Origin of the sequence: Trinickia sp. NRRL B-1857 (assembly GCF_050470685.1) — a bacterium.
Lineage (GTDB): Bacteria > Pseudomonadota > Gammaproteobacteria > Burkholderiales > Burkholderiaceae > Trinickia.
This window is the reverse complement of record NZ_JBFLUK010000001.1, coordinates 731,075-751,109: the sequence shown is the minus strand read 5'-3', so window position 1 is coordinate 751,109 and position 20,035 is coordinate 731,075. Positions and strand designations below refer to the sequence as shown.

At 61.7% G+C, this 20,035-nt stretch carries 14 protein-coding genes; 9 read left to right on the top strand and 5 right to left on the bottom strand.

What is annotated here, in order from left to right:
- Window positions 1-5: 5 nt before the first annotated feature.
- From AB1286_RS03370 to AB1286_RS03340, 7 genes are all read left to right on the top strand, one after another.
- Window positions 6-2,276 carry a polysaccharide biosynthesis tyrosine autokinase gene (locus AB1286_RS03370; protein ID WP_430361932.1) on the top strand — a complete coding sequence of 757 codons (2,271 nt, stop codon included), beginning with the start codon at window positions 6-8 and terminating at the stop codon, window positions 2,274-2,276.
- Between the two features lie 53 nt (window positions 2,277-2,329).
- On the top strand, window positions 2,330-3,457 hold the full coding sequence (locus AB1286_RS03365) for a glycosyltransferase family 4 protein (RefSeq protein WP_430361931.1): 1,128 nt from the start codon (window positions 2,330-2,332) through the stop codon (window positions 3,455-3,457).
- Between the two features lie 27 nt (window positions 3,458-3,484).
- Window positions 3,485-4,897 (top strand): hypothetical protein, encoded by a 1,413-nt coding sequence (locus tag AB1286_RS03360; protein WP_430361930.1) that lies wholly within the window; start codon window positions 3,485-3,487, stop codon window positions 4,895-4,897.
- Window positions 4,898-4,949: 52 nt separating this feature from the next.
- Entirely contained in the window at window positions 4,950-6,008 is a 1,059-nt protein-coding gene (locus tag AB1286_RS03355; RefSeq protein ID WP_430361929.1) for an ATP-grasp fold amidoligase family protein, read from the top strand.
- Between the two features lie 94 nt (window positions 6,009-6,102).
- The gene (locus tag AB1286_RS03350) at window positions 6,103-6,561 is read left to right on the top strand and encodes a response regulator (RefSeq protein ID WP_430361928.1); all 459 of its coding nucleotides are present in this window, start codon (window positions 6,103-6,105) and stop codon (window positions 6,559-6,561) included.
- Window positions 6,562-6,768: 207 nt separating this feature from the next.
- Window positions 6,769-7,779, top strand: coding sequence for a glycosyltransferase family 2 protein (locus tag AB1286_RS03345; RefSeq protein WP_430361927.1), 1,011 nt, complete (start codon window positions 6,769-6,771; stop codon window positions 7,777-7,779).
- A gap of 65 nt (window positions 7,780-7,844) precedes the next feature.
- Complete coding sequence (locus AB1286_RS03340) at window positions 7,845-9,218, top strand: lipopolysaccharide biosynthesis protein (protein WP_430361926.1); 1,374 nt, start codon at window positions 7,845-7,847, stop codon at window positions 9,216-9,218.
- A 70-nt stretch (window positions 9,219-9,288) separates the two neighbouring features.
- Here AB1286_RS03340 and AB1286_RS03335 read toward each other — a convergent pair whose 3' ends face one another.
- The 5 genes from AB1286_RS03335 to AB1286_RS03315 all read right to left on the bottom strand — a co-directional run bounded on the left by AB1286_RS03335 (window position 9,289) and on the right by AB1286_RS03315 (window position 15,380).
- Complete coding sequence (locus AB1286_RS03335) at window positions 9,289-10,821, bottom strand: methyl-accepting chemotaxis protein (RefSeq protein WP_430361925.1); 1,533 nt, start codon at window positions 10,819-10,821, stop codon at window positions 9,289-9,291.
- Between the two features lie 191 nt (window positions 10,822-11,012).
- On the bottom strand, window positions 11,013-11,648 hold the full coding sequence (locus AB1286_RS03330) for a polar amino acid ABC transporter permease (protein WP_430361924.1): 636 nt from the start codon (window positions 11,646-11,648) through the stop codon (window positions 11,013-11,015).
- A complete protein-coding gene (locus tag AB1286_RS03325) occupies window positions 11,635-13,284 on the bottom strand; it encodes a transporter substrate-binding domain-containing protein (RefSeq protein ID WP_430361923.1) in 1,650 nt (549 codons plus the stop codon). The genes AB1286_RS03330 and AB1286_RS03325 overlap by 14 nt, the downstream gene beginning before the upstream one ends.
- On the bottom strand, window positions 13,281-14,081 hold the full coding sequence (locus AB1286_RS03320; protein ID WP_430361922.1) for a class I SAM-dependent methyltransferase: 801 nt from the start codon (window positions 14,079-14,081) through the stop codon (window positions 13,281-13,283). The genes AB1286_RS03325 and AB1286_RS03320 overlap by 4 nt, the downstream gene beginning before the upstream one ends.
- A gap of 42 nt (window positions 14,082-14,123) precedes the next feature.
- Window positions 14,124-15,380, bottom strand: coding sequence for a TAXI family TRAP transporter solute-binding subunit (locus AB1286_RS03315; protein ID WP_430361921.1), 1,257 nt, complete (start codon window positions 15,378-15,380; stop codon window positions 14,124-14,126).
- Window positions 15,381-15,789: 409 nt separating this feature from the next.
- Here AB1286_RS03315 and AB1286_RS03310 point away from each other — a divergent pair, with 409 nt between their 5' ends.
- Window positions 15,790-18,468, top strand: coding sequence for a type VI secretion system Vgr family protein (locus AB1286_RS03310; RefSeq protein WP_430361920.1), 2,679 nt, complete (start codon window positions 15,790-15,792; stop codon window positions 18,466-18,468).
- Window positions 18,465-20,033, top strand: a complete 1,569-nt coding sequence (locus AB1286_RS03305) for a hypothetical protein (protein ID WP_430361919.1) — start codon at window positions 18,465-18,467, stop codon at window positions 20,031-20,033. Before AB1286_RS03310 ends, AB1286_RS03305 begins: the two co-directional genes overlap by 4 nt.
- Window positions 20,034-20,035 lie beyond the last annotated feature (2 nt).

The window sequence follows — 20,035 nt, the reverse complement described above, 5'->3', positions numbered from 1 at the left end:
GCCAAATGTCGGCACGTGACATCTTGAGGCTTTTGCGCGACCACATCTTCGAGGTGCTGGGTGTCGCATTATTCGTAACCGCGTTGGCGCTTGCCTACGTATTTCTCGCTACGCCCGTGTACGAGGCGGATGTCCTCGTGCGCGTCGACCAAACCGAACCGAATGCACTCGGGCTCTCCTCCTTGAACGGACAGCAGGGCCAGCAATACGCGCCGCCGGCGCCGTCTCCGTCGGCTGAAATGGCCGTGATGCAAAGTCGCTCGGTGCTCGAGCCGATCATCGAAAAATATCGGTTCGACGTAACGATCACCCCCAAAACGCTGCCGGTCATCGGCACCCTCGTGAATCGGCTTGCCACGCCCGGACAGCCTGCGGCCGCTTGGTTCGGCATGCGCTCTTACGCATGGGGCGGCGAGCAGATCCATGTCGGCCAGTTGGCCGTGCCGCCCTCGCTCGAGGAGCGCGATCTGACATTGACCGCGCTCGAAGGCGGCCGCTACGAATTGGCGGGCCCCGGCGGTGCGATCTTGACCGGGAAAGTGGGCGAGCTCGCGCGTTCGAGCAACGGCGTCGCGATTCAAGTCACGCAGCTCGTGGCGCGGCCGGGCACCCAGTTCGGCGTCAAGCACTGGGCGATGCTCGATGCGATCAAGCGCTTCAGCAAGGATCTGAAAGTTAGCGACAAGGTGAAAGACACGGGCCTCGTGCAAATCGCCTATACCGATTCGCACCCGGGCATGGCTGCCGAAGTCGCCAACGCGATCTCGCAGCAATATATGGCGACGGCCGTGGCCGCCCGCCAGCGCAACGACACGGCAACGCTCGCTTTCATCAACAAAGAGCTGCCGCGCCTGCACGCCGAACTCGAGCAAGCCGAGCAAGCACAAGCTTCGTATCAAACCTCGGCGCAGTCCATGCAGCCGACGACCGAAGCGCAAGCTTATTTGCAAGGCGGCATCGACTTCGATCGGCGCATCGCGGATCTGCAAATTCAGCGGACGCAGTTGCTCGACAAATACACGCCCGACAGCCGGTGGGTGCGTAACATCGATCAGCAACTGAGTCAGTTGCAATCGCAGAAAGATCAGTTCAATGCGCGCTTCACCGCCATGCCGGCCTCCGAGCGCAAGAACGCCGATCTCGCGCGCAATGCGAAAGTGGCCGAAGCGGTCTACCTCGGCATGACGCAAAAGGCCGAGGAGTTGTCGGTGCGTCGCGCGAGCACGACCGGCGGCGCGCACATCGTCGATGAAGCCGAAGTGCCGTTCAAGCCCGTGAAGCCCGAACCGCTGCTGATTTTGCCGGGCGGTGCGGTGCTGGGCCTGTTGCTCGGAACCATGTCGGTGTTCGTGCGCCGTCATGTGATGATGGGCGTCACCGATCCGCTATTCGTCGAAGCGCGCCTGGGCGTGCCGTTGATGGGCGAAGTGTTTTATAGCCAGCAGCAAATGCGCTTGGATCAGGAAATCGGCGCGCTGCAACGGCGCTCGCTGGCCTCGCGTAGTGCAACGGGGACGCCGGCACGCCTCGGGCACCAGGCACCGGTCGCTGCGCACACGGCCCCACCGGGAGCCGGGGTATCGAAAGTCTTGGCCGATCGCTATCCGGACGACCCTACGATCGAAGCGCTGCGCAGCGTGCGCACCGCGCTCTCGCTCGATCTGGCGCACGCGCCGAACAACATCGTGATGATGGCGGGACCGACGCCGTCGGCCGGCAAGAGCTTCGTCGCTGCGAACATGGCCGTGCTGCATGCGGAAGTGGGTGCGCGCGTGCTGTTGATCGATGCCGACATGCGTAACGGCCATCTTGCCTACTTCTTCGGCCAACCGAATCGAGGCGGGCTCTCCGAAGTCCTGAAGGGGGCCATGCAGCCGCATGAGGCGCTGCGCCGTACGAGCGTGGAAGGGCTGACGCTGATGTCGTGCGGCAGCCGCATCACGAATCCCGCCGCGCTCTTGATGCGCCAGAACTTCCGCGGGATCTTGCAGCAGTTCTCCCAAGAGTACGACCTTGTGATCGTCGATACGCCGCCGTTCCTTGTCGTGACCGATGCCGCGATCATCGCAGGCGATGCCGGGGCAACGGTGCTCGTGTTGCGCTCGGGTATGCAAAGCGAGGAGGAAATCGCCGAGACGGTCAGAAAACTCGAGCGCTCGGAGGCCCGGGTGGCGGGCGCGGTGTTCAACGCCATTCCGCCGACTCGCAGCCACCGCTACTACGGGTACTACGGCACGGGCGACGACACCGAGCCGGTGTTCGACGCGCAAGCGTGAGTTTGACGGCCGCATGCGCGCGCTTGCGCGACAGACAATCACTTAGGAACACTATGCATCTCGTGGTCAACGGCAAGTTCACGGCGCAACGCCTGACCGGCGTTCAGCGCGTGGCTTACGAGCTGATGCGCGCTGTCCGGTCCAATCAAACGGCGACGGACGAGATCGAGGTAGCCGTTCCCCAGAATGCGATCGATTCGGCCTCGCCGATCGATCGGCTGCGGCCGGTGCCGTGGCTCAAGGGCGATCTGTGGGAGCAAATCGCATTGCCGCTCGCCACGCGCGGCGAGCTGCTGCTCAGTTTGTGCAACAGCGGCCCGGTCTTCAAACGGCGCCATGTCGTCATGGTTCACGACATGGCCGTCTACGATACGCCTCACACCTTCTCATGGCTGTTCCGGACGTGGTATCGCATCAAGTTTTCGATGCTGATTCGCTACGCCCCGATCTTGTTGACGGTATCGAACTTCTCGAAAGCCCGGATATGCTCGCTGCTCGGCGTGGACGAATCGCGGGTGCGCGTCGTTCGTCCGGGCGCGGACCATTTCGAGCGTATTGCCGCGGAGCCGGCGATCGTCGAGCGGTTGGGATTGTCCGGCGTGAAGTATTGCGTGATCGTGGGCAGCCTCGATCCGCGTAAGAACCTCGCGCGCGTGCTGGCCGCGCTCGGCAAGCTCGGTCATCTGCGCGACGTGAAGTTCGTCGTCGTGGGCGGTGCCAATACGCGTGTCTTCGCACAGTCGGGTTCGTCCGGTCTCGCCGCGGAGGCGAGCGCCGAGAACCCGCAGATCGTGCGGGCGGGCTATGTCTCGGATGGCGAACTGAAGGCGCTTTACGAGCATGCCGCTTGCCTCGCGTTTCCTTCGTTGTACGAAGGATTCGGTTTGCCGCCTCTCGAAGCGATGTTCTGCGGGTGCCCGGCGATCGTGTCGCGCCACCCGGCGTTGGTCGAGGCATGCGGCGACGCGGCGATGCATTGCGATGCCGAATCGGTCGACGACATCGCGCAAAAGATCGAACGCATGTTGACCGACGATGCGTTGCGCGCGAGCTATAAGCAATTGGGCTTGCGGCACGCGCACGCACAAAGTTGGGACCGCTCGGCGCGGGAATTGACCAAGATCCTGAGAGGGGAGACGTATGAAACCGAGACAGCGATCGCCGTTCGATCAGCCGCGTAGCGCGCCCATGAACGAAGAGCGTATTGCATGACGGAAGCGTTTGGATTTTCGCGTCGGCGCAGGGCATTGCTCGCCGCTATGGCGGCGACGGGCGTGGCATCGAGCGCGGGTACCGCGGGTGCGCGCGCCGCGCGTGCGCTCGGCGGCGCGCGCCGGATGGCGCAGTTGATCGGTGCGAACGGTTGGCCGATAACGCCGGCCGACGTCGCCATGTGGCACGCGATGGGGATCAGTTGGGGGCGCGATTCGGTTGGACCCGGACAGCGCAACACCCCCGACGATCCGGTCGAAGTCGACAAGACGGGCGCGGCGTTCGATCACGATCTGCCGCCTGTCATCGTGCAGAACAAGCGCAACGGGATCGGCTCGCTGTTGCTGCTCGGGTACACGCCCAAGTGGAATGCGAGCGTCCCCGGGGACACGCGGTCGGCACCGAAAGACGAAAGCGTCTGGACGCGCTATGTCGAAGCGGTGGTGCGTACTTACAGCGCGCCACCCTATAACGTGCGGTATTTTCAAATTTGGAACGAGGCCGCCGGCCGATTGTCCGGAGGGGCGGCGCAGGCGACGTTCTGGCACGGCAAGAACTTCAGCGCTCACGCCGATCAGGCGAAGCCGTACGACCGAGCGATGCAAGACTACGTCGAGCGCGTGCACGTGCCGGCCGCCCGCATCGTGCGCAAGTACGGCGGCTATGTCGTCTACGGCGGCTGGCCCGATCAGGGCGGCCTCGAGACGTATATGCAATGGCTCGAATATCGCAGCCCCGCGGTGGGGGCGCGCATGCTCGATTGGGTCGACTATCTCGACACGCATTACCTTGGCGTCGATGCATTGACGCCGCTCTTCGAACGATATGTCGCGAACGGGCCCGCGCGCGGTGTCTGGCAGACGGAAATCGGCGATCGCTATATGAGCGACCCGCATTACCTGCCGATGTATTTTTTCAAGTTCGCGGTTTGGGCGCTCCATCACGAATGGGACGATCCGAACAAGTACGTATCGATGGTTTATCACTGGGACGGATTCGAGCCGTATCGCCTGACGCATCGTGGCAATCCGCGCACCTATAACGTCTCCGGTCGATCGCTCGTGGTGTTGAACCAGGTAGCGGGCGCGGCGCTTGCTCCCTTCGACGGCCGCCTCGTATTCGGTCCGGGCGCGTCGGGGCTTGCGCTGCACTCCGGTGCGAACCTTGTCATTCAGGTCAAGGCGAGCGCGGGGCCGAGAACGGTGCGCGTCGATGGATGGCCCGGCGCCCAATCGGGCAATCTCGGTGTAACGATGGTGGATGCGTTGACGGGCGACGCTGCCGCGATTTCGGCAAGGTCCGATGGCGCCGCCTTGTCGATCGATTTTCGGATCCCGCGAACCGGGAACGACGGAGTCGGTGCAATGCCCGCTCAGCTTGCCTATCTTGTGGTGTCGCCGAAGGCGTGACCGAGGGGCGGTTGAAGCGGGGGCAATTTACTATAAATACAGGAGATCCGACGTGAATGAGGTTGACGCAACACAGCGCTTATATGCCGGCGGGGGCAAGGCTGCGGCGCTTCAGGAGTCGAGCGGCGCGGCGCCATTGGAGCCCGGCGCTGCGCCCTCGCCGCCGTTGCATGTAGCGCCGCAAGCGCAGGGTCGATCGCCGCTGTATGGCGCCGTGAAGGTGCTTGCCCGCACGGCGAAGCGCTTCTTGCCCGATTACCCCGTGGTCCAGATTCAGCACCGGCGGCAGATGGGACGGTGGGCGCGTTTGTACCCGCCGAAGACGTACAGCGAGATGATCTTGCTGCGATGCCTGCGTCCCGACCTAAGATGGGTCGAGCTCACCGATAAGCTTGCCGTGCGCGAGTACGTGAGACAAAAAATCGGCGATGCGCATTTGATCCCGCTGATCGCAGTGCCCGAGACCTTTACGCGCGAAGTCTTCGACGCGTTGCCGACGTCGTTCGTGATGAAGGCCAATCATGGATGCGCATTCGTCGAGGTCGTGCACGACAAATCGAAGACCTCATTCGAGGCGCTAAGCGAGCTCGCGCAGCGCTGGCTGGCGACCGACTACTACCGCATCTTGCGCGAGCGGCACTATCGTTTCATCAAGCCGAGGCTCTATTTCGAGCAATTGTTGCTCGACGGCGCGGGCAAGATCCCAGCCGATTTGAAAGTGCACGTATTCGGCGGCCGGCCCGAAGGACCGCGGATTCACACGATGATCATCGCGGATCGCTTCGGCGATGCGCGCGGGGACATCTACGACGAGCAGTGGCGCCGCATGCAAGTGCGCTTCGGACGCTATCGCCCGAGCGACGCCGCGGTACCGCGCCCCGCGAACTGGAACGAGATCGAGCGAGTAGCGACGCGCTTGGCCGAGGATTTCGCCTACGTGCGCGTCGATCTCTATTCGACGGGCGATCAAGTGTATTTCGGAGAACTAACGTTCACGCCGGGGGCCGGGCGGATGCGCTTCGTCCCGGAGAGTCATGAATACTTTTGGGGACGCATGTTGAGCGATTCCATGGAGGGGTTCGAGAGGATGAGACGTGCAGGCTGTTTGTAACGTTTCGCGCCTTGAGTAAATGGGGCCGTCTGCTAGTATCCGAAGCAAAGGCATGCCCGTGCGGTATGGGGTACGCCTGCGAAGGAGACCTGCCATGGTTGCCGAGATCGCGTTTGCCGGCGAGATGGTCGAGATTTTGCTCGTGGAAGATAGCCCCACGGATGTCATGATGACGCGCGAAGCGTTCGAGTACCACGACGTACTCAATCCGCTGCACGTGGTCGAAGACGGCGTCGAGGCGTTGGCATATCTGCGTCACGAGGGCGCTTATGCCGGTAGCCGGCTACCGGGCCTCATCATTCTCGATCTCAACTTACCTCGTAAGAACGGCCATGAAGTGCTCGCCGAGATCAAACGAGACCCTTCGCTTCAATGCATCCCCGTGGTGATCTTGACGACTTCGACCGCCGAGTCGGACGTACTGGGCACTTATGCGGGTTATGCCAATTGCTACGTGACCAAACCCGTGGATTTTCAAAAATTCGGGCACGTGGTGCATGCGATACGCGAATTTTGGTGCGGCATCGTCACGCTGCCCTCAAAGACGCGATAGGGCATTGCCGGTCCGCCTAATCGGTCAAGACCTCGGGGTTTTTAGCCCGGTTGCCGCGATTGCCATGCGTGTCGCTTATTCTGCAATGCAACACATCGGGGTCGCCGAATCATCCGCTTGGCGAGGGGAGCAGGCAGCGTGACGAGCAAGCTCGGCTGCCGAGGACGAATTTTTCAGTGAACGATTGCCAAAAGGAGTTGCGTGCCGATGAAGTCCGTCACGATCGCGATCTGCAACTATAACTACGAGCGGTTTCTTGCCGACGCCATCGATTCCGCCTTGGCGCAGGACTATCCCGCGACGCGCGTGCTCGTCGTCGACGACGGTTCGACCGACAGGTCGCGCGACATCATCGCGAGTTACGGCACCCGGGTCCGTGCCGTGCTGAAACCGAACGGCGGGCAGGTGTCGGCTTATAACCGCGCCTTGGACGAAGTCGATACCGAGTATCTGATCCTGCTCGATGCCGACGACTTGTTGTACCCGACGGCGGTGACCGAGGTCATGCGTCGCTTCGAGGGCGGCGATTATGCGAAGGTGCAGTTCAGACTCGACGTCATCTCGCGCGACGGCACGGCCACGGGCGTGACAGTGCCGCATTCGGATGCGCCGTCCGATTGCGGTACGCTGCTGCGCCAAGGCTGGCTCTATCCATCGCCGCCGGCTTCGGGCAACGCCTACAAAACGAGCGCGCTGCGCCGTTTCTTCCCGATTCCCGAAACGTCCGAGGGCCGTTACGGTGCGGATTTTTTCGCAATTTACGGCGTCGCGCTGGTCGGTCAAGTTGCCTCCATCGCTCAGTCGTTAGGTGCGTACCGGGTTCACAAATCCGCGCCGAAGGACGTTTCGTTCGCGAACTCCGAAAAGAACACGAAGGCCCCGAAGGCGTATATGGCACGCTGGGGCGCGTTGCGATACGTCGTACGTCAGCGGCTCTCGATCGAATTGCCTGAAGCGTTTCATGATTTTTCGCACGAAAAAGCCATTTTTTGCAGCGAGGTCTACGGCGCGCCGCTGATCGTGCGTTGGCGTTGGTTCGCGTTCGAATCGAGCGACTATTTGCACTCGATCGTCGCCAACCCGTTTTGGGGCGTGGCGAAGAAAATCGCCACCATCGGCCTGTCGTGCCTGTGCCTCGTTCCGTACGCACCGCTTTCCGACTACGTGGTGCGCTTCATTTCCAATCCGCTAGCACGCCGCAGCAGCGCTGCCCACTGAGTTGCGTGGGCCTGCGAGCCCGGCGTCCGCGTCGCTTCAAGGGCGGCGGTCTATGAAATATTGCTATGGACAAGAAAGAGAACACCCGCGTACTCGTTTTCGTGTACGCCGGCTACATCATGAGGTACTTGTACCTCCTGGTGGTCATCCCGTTCTATGGGCGTGTGCTCGGCGTGACCGAGTACGGCCGCGTGCTCGCGGCTATGTCGTTGATGAACGTCATCTGGATGCTCGTAAGCTTCGGCTTCACGTTTGTCGGCATGCGCGACGCGTCGCGTGTGCATGAAAAGCACGAGCACCATCACATCTTCTCGCTGCACATGAGCGCGCGCATGGCGATGGGCAGCCTCGGCGGCGTCATCGGATTGGTCGCCACGTTCTGTTCGCCCGTGCTGTCGCAGCGTCCGCTGATCGGAATATTCGCCACGCTGTTGGGTGTGCTCAACGGTTGCAACGTGAGCTGGCTATTTCAAGGAAGACAGCGTTTTCGCACGCCGATCATTCTCGAGGTGGTTGGCTTCGCGATGAGTCTCGTACTCGTTTTATGGCTCGTTCACGGACCGAGCGATTCGACGATGGTGCTCGCGAGCCTGCTGGTGGCCGGCATTTGCACGACCGTGATCGCGTACCAGCTGACCGTGAAGGAGATCGGTTGGCCAAAGGTCAGTCTGCGCGGCGTGCCCGGGCTCATGCGCGATTCGACGATGCTGTTCTTGTACTCGACGGGGTCGGTCGTGCTGACGTCGGCGTCGACCTACTTGCTGACCCTGCTTTCGACGCCTACGCAGGTCGGCTACTACGGCGCGGCCGAACGATTCGCTACCATCGGCTTGAGTCTCATGGGACCGGCCTCGCAGGTCTTCATTCCGACGATCTCGCGGCAGATCGCACAGAACGATCATCACGGCGCGCGCGTGACGACGCGGCGTGGCGCGGCGTTGCTCCTCGGCTATGGATTTCTTGCGCTCGGGGGCGCGCTCGTGTTGTCGCCGTACGTGTTGCCGCTGATCCTGGGCGCCGCGTTCAAGCCGAGTGCGCACGTCCTGCAATGCTTTGCCTGGATGTTTCCGTTCTCGGCGTTCAATCAGTTCGTCGGGTTTTATATCCTGTTGCCGCGTAAGAAAGATCGCTTGATGGCCGTGGCAGGATTGATGTCGGCAGCGGCCAACCTCACGTCGGCACTGTTGCTCGCGCCGACCTACGGCGCGGTGGGGATGGCGCTTGCGCGCGTGATCGGTGAGGGCACGCTGTCGACGACGCTGTTGATCTTCGCTTGGCGCACCGGTTTGCTCGGCGCTATTTTTGGGCGCCCGGTACTCGATGAGCAACCCAAGGCGCAACCGAGTGCGAGTACGAGTTCGAATACAAATGCGAGTGCATCGCGGGACGATCGTGCGCGCGGGATGACGCATCTCGTCGAACAAAACGATTCGGCGTGATGCGCCTTGCCTTAAGCGCCTAGCAACCGGTTAGGCGGTGCTTAGACTTAGCGTGCCACTGGTCGACCGATTAAGCGGCCTTGAGCTTGAACACTTCCACTGTCGAGCGCAGGGCTTCGGCTTGCTCGGCCATGGCCTGCGCGGCGGCCGACGCCTGTTCGACGAGCGCGGCGTTTTGCTGCGTGACTTCGTCCATCTGCGTGACTGCAATGTTGATCTGCTCGATGCCGTTAGTTTGATCAGAGCAGGCGGAGGAGATATCCGACACGATAGTCGTCACCTGTTGGACCGATTCGACGATTTGGCCGATCACGCCACCCGCGCCGCGTACGATTTCCGCACCCGCCTGTACGCTCCCGGTCGACTCTTCGATCAGTGTTTTAATTTCGCGCGCCGCGTTCGCGCTACGTTGCGCGAGTGTACGAACCTCACCTGCGACAACGGCGAAGCCTCGGCCCTGTTCGCCCGCTCGCGCCGCCTCGACTGCCGCATTGAGTGCCAGGATGTTGGTCTGGAACGCAATGCCTTCGATCACGCTGATAATTTCGCCCATTTTTGATGAGCTGGCCGAAATGTCGCCCATCGTCCCGACGACGCGGCCCATTGCTTCGCCGCCTTGATGGGCGATTAGCGAGGCTTTTTCGGCGAGCGAGGACGCATCGTTTGCATTGGTCGACGTACGCCGCACCGTACCCGTCAGCTCCTCCATGCTTGCTGCCGTCTCTTGCAGCGCAGCCGCTTGCTCTTCAGTGCGCTGAGACAAGTTCAGATTGCCCGCTGCGATTTCGGAACTCGCGGCCGCGACACATTCGGCATTGCGCCGGACGCTGCTGACGACTTTCGAGAGGTTTGCTTGCATCTCGTGCAGTGCGACGAGCAACTCGCCGATCTCATCCGCGCTGTCGGAGTGAATCTCGGTAGAAAGATCGCCCGTCGCGACCGTGCGCGCGACGCCGACGGCGCGATTGAGCGGATGGGTGATCGTCCTACTGAACGCGATCGCACCGGCCAGGCCGGCCGCGAGGGCAACGAGCATAAGCGACGTACTGATCATGGACGCACGGCGTGCGTTGACGGCTGCTTGCGCCGAGGCGTCCGCGGCGAGCGCGGCGATCTCATGGGCGGCCTGCGCCAGCAACGTCGCGGGCTGACGATCGACGCCCGCGACCACGTGGTCGCCGGCCGTCGGATCGAACTGGGCTGCCTTGAAGGCCTCGAGCCCCTTGCGATAACCCTGACCCATCGTCTCGTGTGCACTCAAGAATTGCTGGACCAAGTTTCGCGCGGCCCCCTCGGGGAGCTTGGCGAGCAGGTCTTTGCATTGCGCGTCGACGGTACGCTCGTCGTTTTCGAATGCTTCCCAGCCGTGTGTCAGCTTGTCCGGATCCTTGCCGCGCAGCAAGATGTCCTTCCATTCCTGGACTTGCATCTTGAAGTTGAACAGGGCGCTTGCGATTTCGCGCTCGTTGGCGACTTGCCCCTGTATGACGGATTGGTACTCGTTGATCGATTGATTCAGCGAGAACAGACCGTAGGCGGCACTCGCGAACAGCAACAGCAAGAACGCGGCGAAGGCGAGGGGTAACTTCAGAGAGAGCTTCATAAGGCGCTTCTTTAAGATGAATGGCAGCGCCGATACGCCGGGGACGAAAAGATACTGGGTCGGTTCGATCCGTCCCTCGTCATGTCGGCGCGATACGAAAGCTGGCGTTGCCATTCTATTGACGGCGAAGCGCGGCGTTACTTTAGGGTTCGTTAAGCCATTTCCATTCTTTCGACGATTGCTTTGGGATCCTAACGATTCGTTAGATGAAAATACAGGGTCGGGATTATCACGGACATAGTCAGACTAAAGGCGCAAAACCAGCTCATGCCGTATAGGTAGACCCAGAGCATGGCGTCGCTACGGCCAAGCGCGGCGATGACTGTGTTGCAACGGCTGACGAGTTCCGGAACACCGATGACCGACGCCGTGGAGGACGCCATGACGATCACCACGAAATAATGGGTCAGGTGCGCGAGGAATAGACGTGCACGTTGCGCGGACCCGGCCCGCCAATCGCGTAGCGGCCCCAGTAAATTGTCGGACGTAAATCCCGCTATCGCGAGCGCGAGGGCCAAGGACGCTTTCAACCACGCCGGCGCCGGGACCGCGACCGCAACGAACGGCAATGCGAGCGGATTCGGCAACATGAACATTAAGTAGTACTGAAAGACGAATGTGGGGACGTTGCGCGAAGCAGTCGTGAGCCATCGTCCGGTTCGGGATAAAGCGGGGCGCGACGAAAGGCGAAGCGAAGCCAGTGCAAAGCCGGCGGGGAGGCCGACGAGCAGCGCGACGAAGGAGATCGCGACGTTCCATACGAAACCGCCGGCGAGGTAGGGCGTCCACGCGGCGAGGGATCGAGCGGCGAATTCAAGCTGCGGCATCGACCCACCTCCGCGCAATCGACTGCAACAGATGGAGGACAAGCCAGACCAAACCGGCGAACGCGAGCATCAGCGTATTCATCATCGTCGCCACGTTGCCGTGTTCGGCGACGATCGATGTCGAAACGGACAGAAGCTCCGGCACCGCGACCGCGCTTGCCATCATCGTCGCCTTCGTCACATTCACGAGCAGCGCGGTGACGGCGGGATACGAGCGCCGCAACAGCAAGCCGAGCGTTGCGGGGCGAATGGCGAAATCGGGCGCACGTGCGCGTTCGTGGCGCGCGGCGTCCTGAAGCGTTCGCATGATGCCGGCGCCCGTATACGCGCTCAGCGATACGACGACAATCCAAAATGCGCTCGGATGCAGATGCCAATGCGCGGCCAAGATAGCGCCGAGGCCGAACGTCAGGACGTAGATTTGCAGCAAGGGCGGCGTGGTTCGAGCGAGCAGCGCAAGGATCCGCAGCACCGCGCCTGCGAACGGGATGGGCGCGGCGGCGAGCAAGGTCCATGCGATGGCGCAGCCAAGACTACCGGCCACGCAACATACGGTTAGACACAGCGTAAGCGCTGCGGCCCGCAGGAATTGGCGCCGCTCGTAGCTGTCGTATAGATACGTGAGATCAATGCCCGTGCGCTCGGCGAAGGCGAGACCCCATCGCCGCAAACCTGTGACGTCGGCCGACGTGACGAAGGCGGGGTTGCGGCAGGCAACCGGCCAGCGCCCATCCGCCGCGCGCGTGCACACGTATCGGCCGGCGCTGTCGCGCGCGGTCCAGAGCTGATGCATATCGGCTAAAAACGGCGACGGCGGGAGGTCCCATTTGCGTTCCAAGGCAAGCAAGAAGCCTTGCCGGTGCCAGTCGGCCACGGTATCGCCGATGAAGCGCGCTAGCGCGCCGCCGTTTTCTCTCCGAGCGACCGCAATCGCCCAGGGCGTCGATAGCTGCGCCGGCAGCGCGAGCCGATAGTTGCGCCAAGCCTGCGAGCGCAGATCGCCTTCGATTGCGGTGTTGTCGAACAGCCATCCGACGCAGCGGCCGTCGCGTACGGCGAGTTTGGCGTCGCGCCCGTTCGCGTAGATTTGAAGATCGAGCACGTAGCGCTTCGCCATTTCGTGATTGAAATAGCTGCCTTGCGTGGCGCAAACCGTCGCTGCGCGTACGTCGGCCCAAGTCTCGATCGTCGAGTCTGCCCGGGTCATGAGCGCGACGCCCGAGGCGTAGTAGTCGGGCTCGATCAAGGTGGCCATCTTTCTACGCTCGGCCGTATCGCCGAGTGTCGCGATCGTCACGTCGGCGCGGCCTTCGTCGAGTACTTGAAGGCGATTCGTTGCACTCACCGAGATCGTACGCAAGCGGACTCCTAGCCGTCGCGCCAGGTCGGCCGCAAGGTCGTGTTCGAAACCTTCCTGGCTGGCGTCGCTCGCGAGCATGCCGAAGGGCGGGTAGTCGGTCTTGACGCCTACGACGAGTTCGCCGCGCGCTCGAATCGCATCGAGGCGATTGGCCGCGTAGGCTGTGCCGACCGCATAGAGAAGCAGGCATGCGGCGAATCGAAGAACGGCGGCCGCAAGCCGCCGGCCAATCGATCGACGACGCGCGCGCAGGCGAGCGCAAACACGTTGCGTCATACCGGCACCGCGAGCGCGCGGATCCCATAGCCGAGCGCGGGCGGCAGTAGGCGAGCCGCGAGTCGGTCGAGTCCGGAAAGTGTGCGCGACTGCGAGACCCACCATTCCGGCAATAGACTTTCGGCCTCGCAGCTTTGGACGGCGAAGCCCGCGGCCGAGAGTTCGCTGCGCAGTTGCTTAGGCGAATATAGATGGTAGAAGAACGTGAGCGGTTGGCCGTCCACATGGCGCGTGAAGTAGATGTTGCCGTCTTCGCTGAGTGGCGGGAACGTTACCTGTAAGCGGCGTGCGAGCGACCACTTCAAGAGTTCTCGCGGTCGACGGCGCAAGCTTGAGGGCACCGATACGATGAGGCGGCCGTCGGCGCGAATCAACCCGCGCATGCGCCTAAGTGCTTCGATGCGGGTGGCGCGGTCGCCCAAATGCGACAGCACGCCGAAGAGCATGAGAATCATGTCGTAGCGCGGCGAACGGCCGAGGCGGGACCAGTTGCCTTGGACCAGCCGCACGCGTTCGGCGTAGGGCGTGCGGCCCAATTCGTCCTCGAATTGCGCAAGGGACGCGGCCGAGATGTCGTATCCGGTGATATCGGCGTTGCTTCGCGCAAGCAGTGCCAGCGCATACCGGCCGTTGCCGCAACCGAAATCCAAGATGCGCTCGGCGCCAGCCGCGCCGTTTCGCAACAAGTACGCGAGCGTCGAAGGATTGGGCCGGGGATAACGGACACGGTAGCCGTCGTTTTGAAAATACCGGTCGTAGGTGTCGGCCATTTTGTCGGCGATGAGGTTTGGTTTCATGTCGTCTATCCCCTGGTTGAACGACTACATCCGTTTGCGTGGTCAATGTCCGATGGCTCGGCGCAATTGCGCGAGCACGCGGGCGCTGCCTCTTGCCTCGGGCGTCAGGTGGCCCGCGAGCTTGCGTGCCAGCGAAAGCGCGGCTTCGGGCGGGACGGCGCCTCGGCGACGGTATCGCCGGATCCACCAAATCGCCGCATGGGCGAGGGCGATGTGGCCGAGCGCACGTATCCGCTCCATTTCGTAGACGACGTTCAAGGCGCTCAGCACGACCCAGAGGGCAAGCAAAGGCGTCAAATAGGCATCCAACACGCTCGCGACGGCCATGGGCAGATGTGAATAGATCCATGGCGTGCCGTTTCGATAGAAGTCGTCGACGAGACGGTCCGGTTGGGTCCCGTTGCCCGAATAGCGCGGGAAGGCTCCGGCATCGCTCACGTAAGTGCGGCGGCGATGAACCTCGCGCATGGCTTCGAGTACCGCATACGCCGTGGCAGGGGCGATATCACGCCGGGCGACCACGGAAATCGTCGCCGCGAGAAGCTTGGTGTCGCGCGGCGGGATGTTGTGCGAGAGGTCGTAGATGCCCGCCGGCAACGTGACTTCGCTCAGATAAGGCAACTGAGCTGCCAACGCGTCGCGTTGCGCGACTTCGACCATCACGAGGTTCGGATCTTTGGCTAGATCGGCGACGAGATCGCTATCGGCAGCGAGGATGAAGAGGCCCGCGTCGAATGTGCCTTGTTTCAAGCGGGCAATAGCCTCGCCTAGCGGGTAGAACGCGATGCGCGTGTTAGCTTCGTCGATTCCGCCCGACGAGAACACGCGCAGCATCGTATCGACGGTTAGGCTATTGCGCGGCGGCAACACGAGCGATAGCCCGCGCAGGTCGGAGATCGACCGAATTGGGTGCGCGCTCGCGGTGTGGCGATTTTCAAAAATGAAGATCGGTTGGAGCTGAATGTCGCCGAGCGAGATCAGTTTTGCGTTGCTTGTCCCTTCGCGGCTGTCGGCGGTAAAACCGAGATCCAAATGCGAGCGATCGTCGGCGACGCGCGCTTCGATTTCGCTCGTGTTTTGAAACGGCACGATCTCGACGCGATAACCCTTGCGTTCGATGTGTGCCTTGTACTGCTGTGCCGTTTCGTAGAAGCTGCCGCCGACAGGGCCCGCTGCAATCCGGATTTGCGGCGAAGGCTGCGCCCGCAAAGCCGCATAAGTTAGGACGGCGAGGGCGCAAGCGACGAGCGCCGCACGCGCTTGCTTCGCTTTAAGCCGAATCGGTGGATGCGTATCCATGGTTCGAACGTGCGCGCATTGACTGCGATAGCTCGCGCTGCTCTCCGGTAGTCAGGTTGTTGTGTCAGGCGGCGAGAGGCCGATGGGTCGAAGACCGGCTGCTCTTGCTTGATTGGGATCGATTTTCGAAGGCATCGGAACGCCTGACCATGCGGCATCCGTCGCGGGCCGCAGCGCCTGGGAGGGCGCTCCCGTGTCGATCCGGCTAGAACGCGATCGCGAATCGGCAACAAAGTAATTGATTGAAATGAAATTGTAATGATGTATTCGGAAATATATTCCTATACTGATTGGTCTAGTTTTGTGCTGGGCGGGACTGAATAGGAGACTATCGATTTCCGCTGTGCACTCTATTAGAATTCAACCCTCACGAATTCCCGCGGTCTGCGTATAAATAAGGAGTGCCGACATGAAGTTCGGCCCGCTTTTCGACGCGCTGTTTTACGGCAATGCGCAACACAATCGGTTAATCAAGCTCGATACGCCTTTGGGCGAGGATTGGCTCGTCCCGCTTCAGGCGACGGGCACGTCCCGCCTCGGGCGCCATTTCGAGTTCGTCGTGGACGCCGCCTCGGCGCGCGGCGACCGAATCGACCTCAAGGCGCTCATCGGTCAGCCGGTCACGCTCTGGTTGCAGCAGACGGATGGCTCGTATCTGCCGCATCACGGATATGCCCAAGCGTTCAGCCGCTTGGGCGGCGATGGCGCGCTCACTTACTATCAATTGAGCTTTTCGTCTTGGATGTGCTTTCTGCCGCTACGCCGCGATATGCGCGATTGGCAGGAGCAGCCGGGCGAGCAAATCGTGGCCGACGTCTTCGAGGAGCACCCGCAGGCGCGAGGGGCGTATCGCTTCGATTTGCGCGAAGCGATGCCGCGCTATTCGAATCGCGTGCAGTGGGAAGACGACTGGAATTTCGTTCATCGCAGCTTGGAGGAAGCGGGGGTTTTCGGCCGCTTCGAACAAGCGAAGGATGGAAAGTCGCATACGCTCGTGCTGATGGACGATCTGTATTTCGTCCCAGAACTCGAACAAAAGACCGTGCGCTTTTTGCGCACCGGTTTGCGCGAAGAGGTGGATGGATTTACGCAGTGGAAGGAGCGCCAGCAGATTCAAAGCGCGAAGCTGACGACGCGCACCTTCGACTATAAGCGGCCCGATTTGCCCAAGCAGGTGGACGGCGCGCTGAGTACGCGCGACGACGTTCCCGCGCAAGGCGAGGTGTACGACTATACCGGCGCCTATACGTGGGGCGTGCGCGACGGCGGCGAACATCAGTCGACCGTGCGCGTGCAAGCTTGGGAATCGCAAATGAAGCGTTTCCAAGGGATCGGCAGTTGCCGTTCGTTGATGCCCGGCTATTGGTTCACGCTTAGCGGGCATCCCGTACACGACAAGGAGCCCGAGCAAGACCGGCAATTCGCGATTTTGTCGACGACCTGGACGATTCAAAACAACCTGCCGGGGATGGACGATGTCGCCGACTTCCCCGAAAGCTTGCGGTCAGAGGTACGGCAAGCGGCGGGCGGAGATGCTGGTGGCGTGAAGGTTCGCCACCCGGACGGCAGCGAAGGATTCTTTCAAGTCGAGATCGAAGCGCAGCGTCGCCGCACGCCGTTTCGCAGCCCGCTCGAGCATCGCAAGCCCGTCATGCAATTGCAAAACGCCATCGTGTCCGGGCCCGATAGCGAAGAGATCTACACCGATTCGCTCAATCGCGTGAAGGTCTGGTTTCCTTGGAATCGGCGCAACGAGGGCGATGAGCGCGCGTCCGTCTGGGTGCGCGCGGCTTTCCCCGATGCGGGTTCGAAACGCGGCGGGCATTTTCCGCTGCGCAAGGGCGACGAGGTAGTCGTCGGGTTCATGGGCGGCGATTGCGATCGGCCCGTCATCTTGGGCCGCATGCATGGCGGCGCGACGCCGCCCGTGTGGCACACGAACGGGTTGTTGTCGGGGATTCGATCGAAGGAATACGGCGGGCGCGGATTCAATCAGCTCGTGATGGACGACTCGACGGGGCAAAACCGCGTTCATTTGTATTCGACGAGCGGCGACTCGCATCTGCATCTCGGCTACCTCGTCGATCACACCGGCAATACCCGCGGGGCGTATCTCGGTAGCGGCTTCGATTTGAAATCGAGCGCTTACGGCGCGATTCGCGCCGAGCAAGGGCTGTACGTGTCGAGCCATCCGGCCTCCGCGAAACAGCCGATGGATGTACGGCCGGCCAGCGCGCAACTCGTCAATTCCGAAAGCATCGTCGAAGCGCTCTCCGACGCCAGCGTCAAGCATCAAGCGGAAAGCTTGAAAGAAGGCTACGACGCACTGAAGACGTTTACCGATGCGACGCAAAAGAGCGTGGCGGGGACGGCGTCGGACAGCGGTAGGACGGCGGGCGGCGGTACGGGGAGTGCCAACGGTTTCGCCGATCCGATCATGCTGATGGCGAGTCCCGCGGGGATCGCGCTCTCGACGCAGCAGTCGACCACGGTGGCGGCGGATCGGCATGTCAATGTCGTTACCGGTGGCAGTACGCATATCGCTAGCGGGAAGTCGTTAGTCGCTTCGATCGGCGAGAAGCTGAGTTTGTTCGTGCAGAACGCGGGGATGAAGCTTTTTGCGGCGAAAGGGAAGATCGAAGTGCAGGCCCATTCCGATGGGATTGAGTTGACCGCGCAGAAAGCGGTGAAGGTCGTGTCGGCGACGCAGACGGTGGAGCTGGCGGGCAAGCAGGAAATCTTGCTGACGTCGGGCGGCGCGTATATCCGCATCAAAGACGGCAACATCGAGATTCATGCGCCGGGGACGGTGGATGTGAAGGGCGGACAGCGCAGCTTCAGCGGGCCGGCGAGCATGGATTACAACTATCCGCCTTTGCCGATCAATCACCTCTACGATCAACCTGTCTGGGTGGTCGATAACCGTGGCTATGCGGTTCCGAATAGACCGATCCGCGTGCATTTGAAGAACGGACAAGCCGTCACCGGAATGACCGATCACGACGGCATCGCGCAGCTCGCGATCAGCGATAAAGCCGATATCTTGCGTGTCGAGATCCTGAAGAAGTTGAGTGGGAAAAACATATGATGCAAGACAACGATCCGTTGATCCCGCCGCTTGCGCCGGATGGAGGCGATGCTTTCCCTCCCTTCCATCGGCGCGGGATCGACGAACAAGATATTCGCGACGAATTCAGCGATACCGGGACTCTCTGGCCCGATCTGACGGGCAATATGTGCCAGGTCGATCTGTCGAACGATCTGCTCGAAAAACTGCGTGCGGCCGCGGAGGCCGCGGAAGTGCAACAACAACATGATGTCCCGCTGAGTCCGCGGGCCGATCCCGCTCAAGCGCCGGCACCCAACGACGCGCCTCAAGATCCGGCGCCGAGCGGTGCGCCTCAAGGCCCAGCGCCGAATGATGCGCCTCAAGGTCCGGCGCCGAGTGGCGCGCCTCAAGGCCCGGCGCCGAGTGGCGCGCCTCAGGGGCCGGCGCCGAGTGGCCCCCCGCATGCGCCCAACGGTGTACCGCATGGTCCGGCGCCTAACGGCCCGCCGCATGGTCCCGGGCCTAACGGTCAGCCGCATCCCGCGCCGCAACCACCACACGGCGCGCCTAAACACGACCCAAAGCGCAAGAACAAAAATTCGAACAACGATCATGACGCGCTAATCGCACGGCTGAACAAAAAGCCTCATGTGATCGAGTTCAAGGGTGCCGAGCTCGACCATAACGAGCGCCTTAAAATCATCGCAGCGGTGGCGATGTGCGAAAGCGGGAGCGATCCGTTCGCCGCGGAAAACAAGGACCAGGAGTTCGTCGGTCGCCACGGTACTCATAAAGGTATCGAAACCAGCTATTCGCGGATCGTCCATATTGGGTTGTCATATGGCGTGATCCAATTCACCCAAGACGGAGGACCGTTGGGGGGTGTTCTGACGAAGTGCAACCAGAAGAACCACCAGAAGTTCGTCGAGACATTCGGCGACAACTGGCAGGAGCTGCTTACGTTGACCACGACAGGTATCGACGTACCCGGCGTGAACTATGCGTCGGGCCTCGAGCATTGGCATGCAATCTCGGGGACGAAGGACGGAAAGGCGATCGCGAAGGACGCCGCGAAAGATAGTTTGCCTGTCGGTAGCGAGATTCGCGGTAAGCGGGTGCAGCCGATCGCGATTACCGTAGGCGGCGCGAAGCAAGACCTTTGGGAGGGGACGTGGGCGCAGCGCTTCAAGGACGCGGGTAAGGTGACCGACTTCCAGGAAGCGCAGTTGGAATACGCGGTCGATCAGTATCTGAATCCGACGCTGTCGTTCTGCAAAACGAATAACATTCGGTCGGGCCTTGCACTTGCGTTCGCGGTTGCATGCAGGGTGCGCGGGGTCAACCCTCAGTTGCTGGTCGAAGCCGCGAAAAACAAAAAGTTGAAGGTACCGTTCGAATCCGAAGCGGACGAGCGCGCCGCCGTCGAATCGATTTCGAAAAACGAAGTCAAAAGCTATCAAACCACGGTCAAAGGCAAGGCTAAGACGGTAAAGGTCGCCAAAGAAGAATCGGTTCGCGCCGGCCGCTTGATGAAGGACGAGACCGGATTCCTCGCCGAAGATATGTACTGGACCGATAGCTACGAGAGCAGCTATGACAAGTGAGA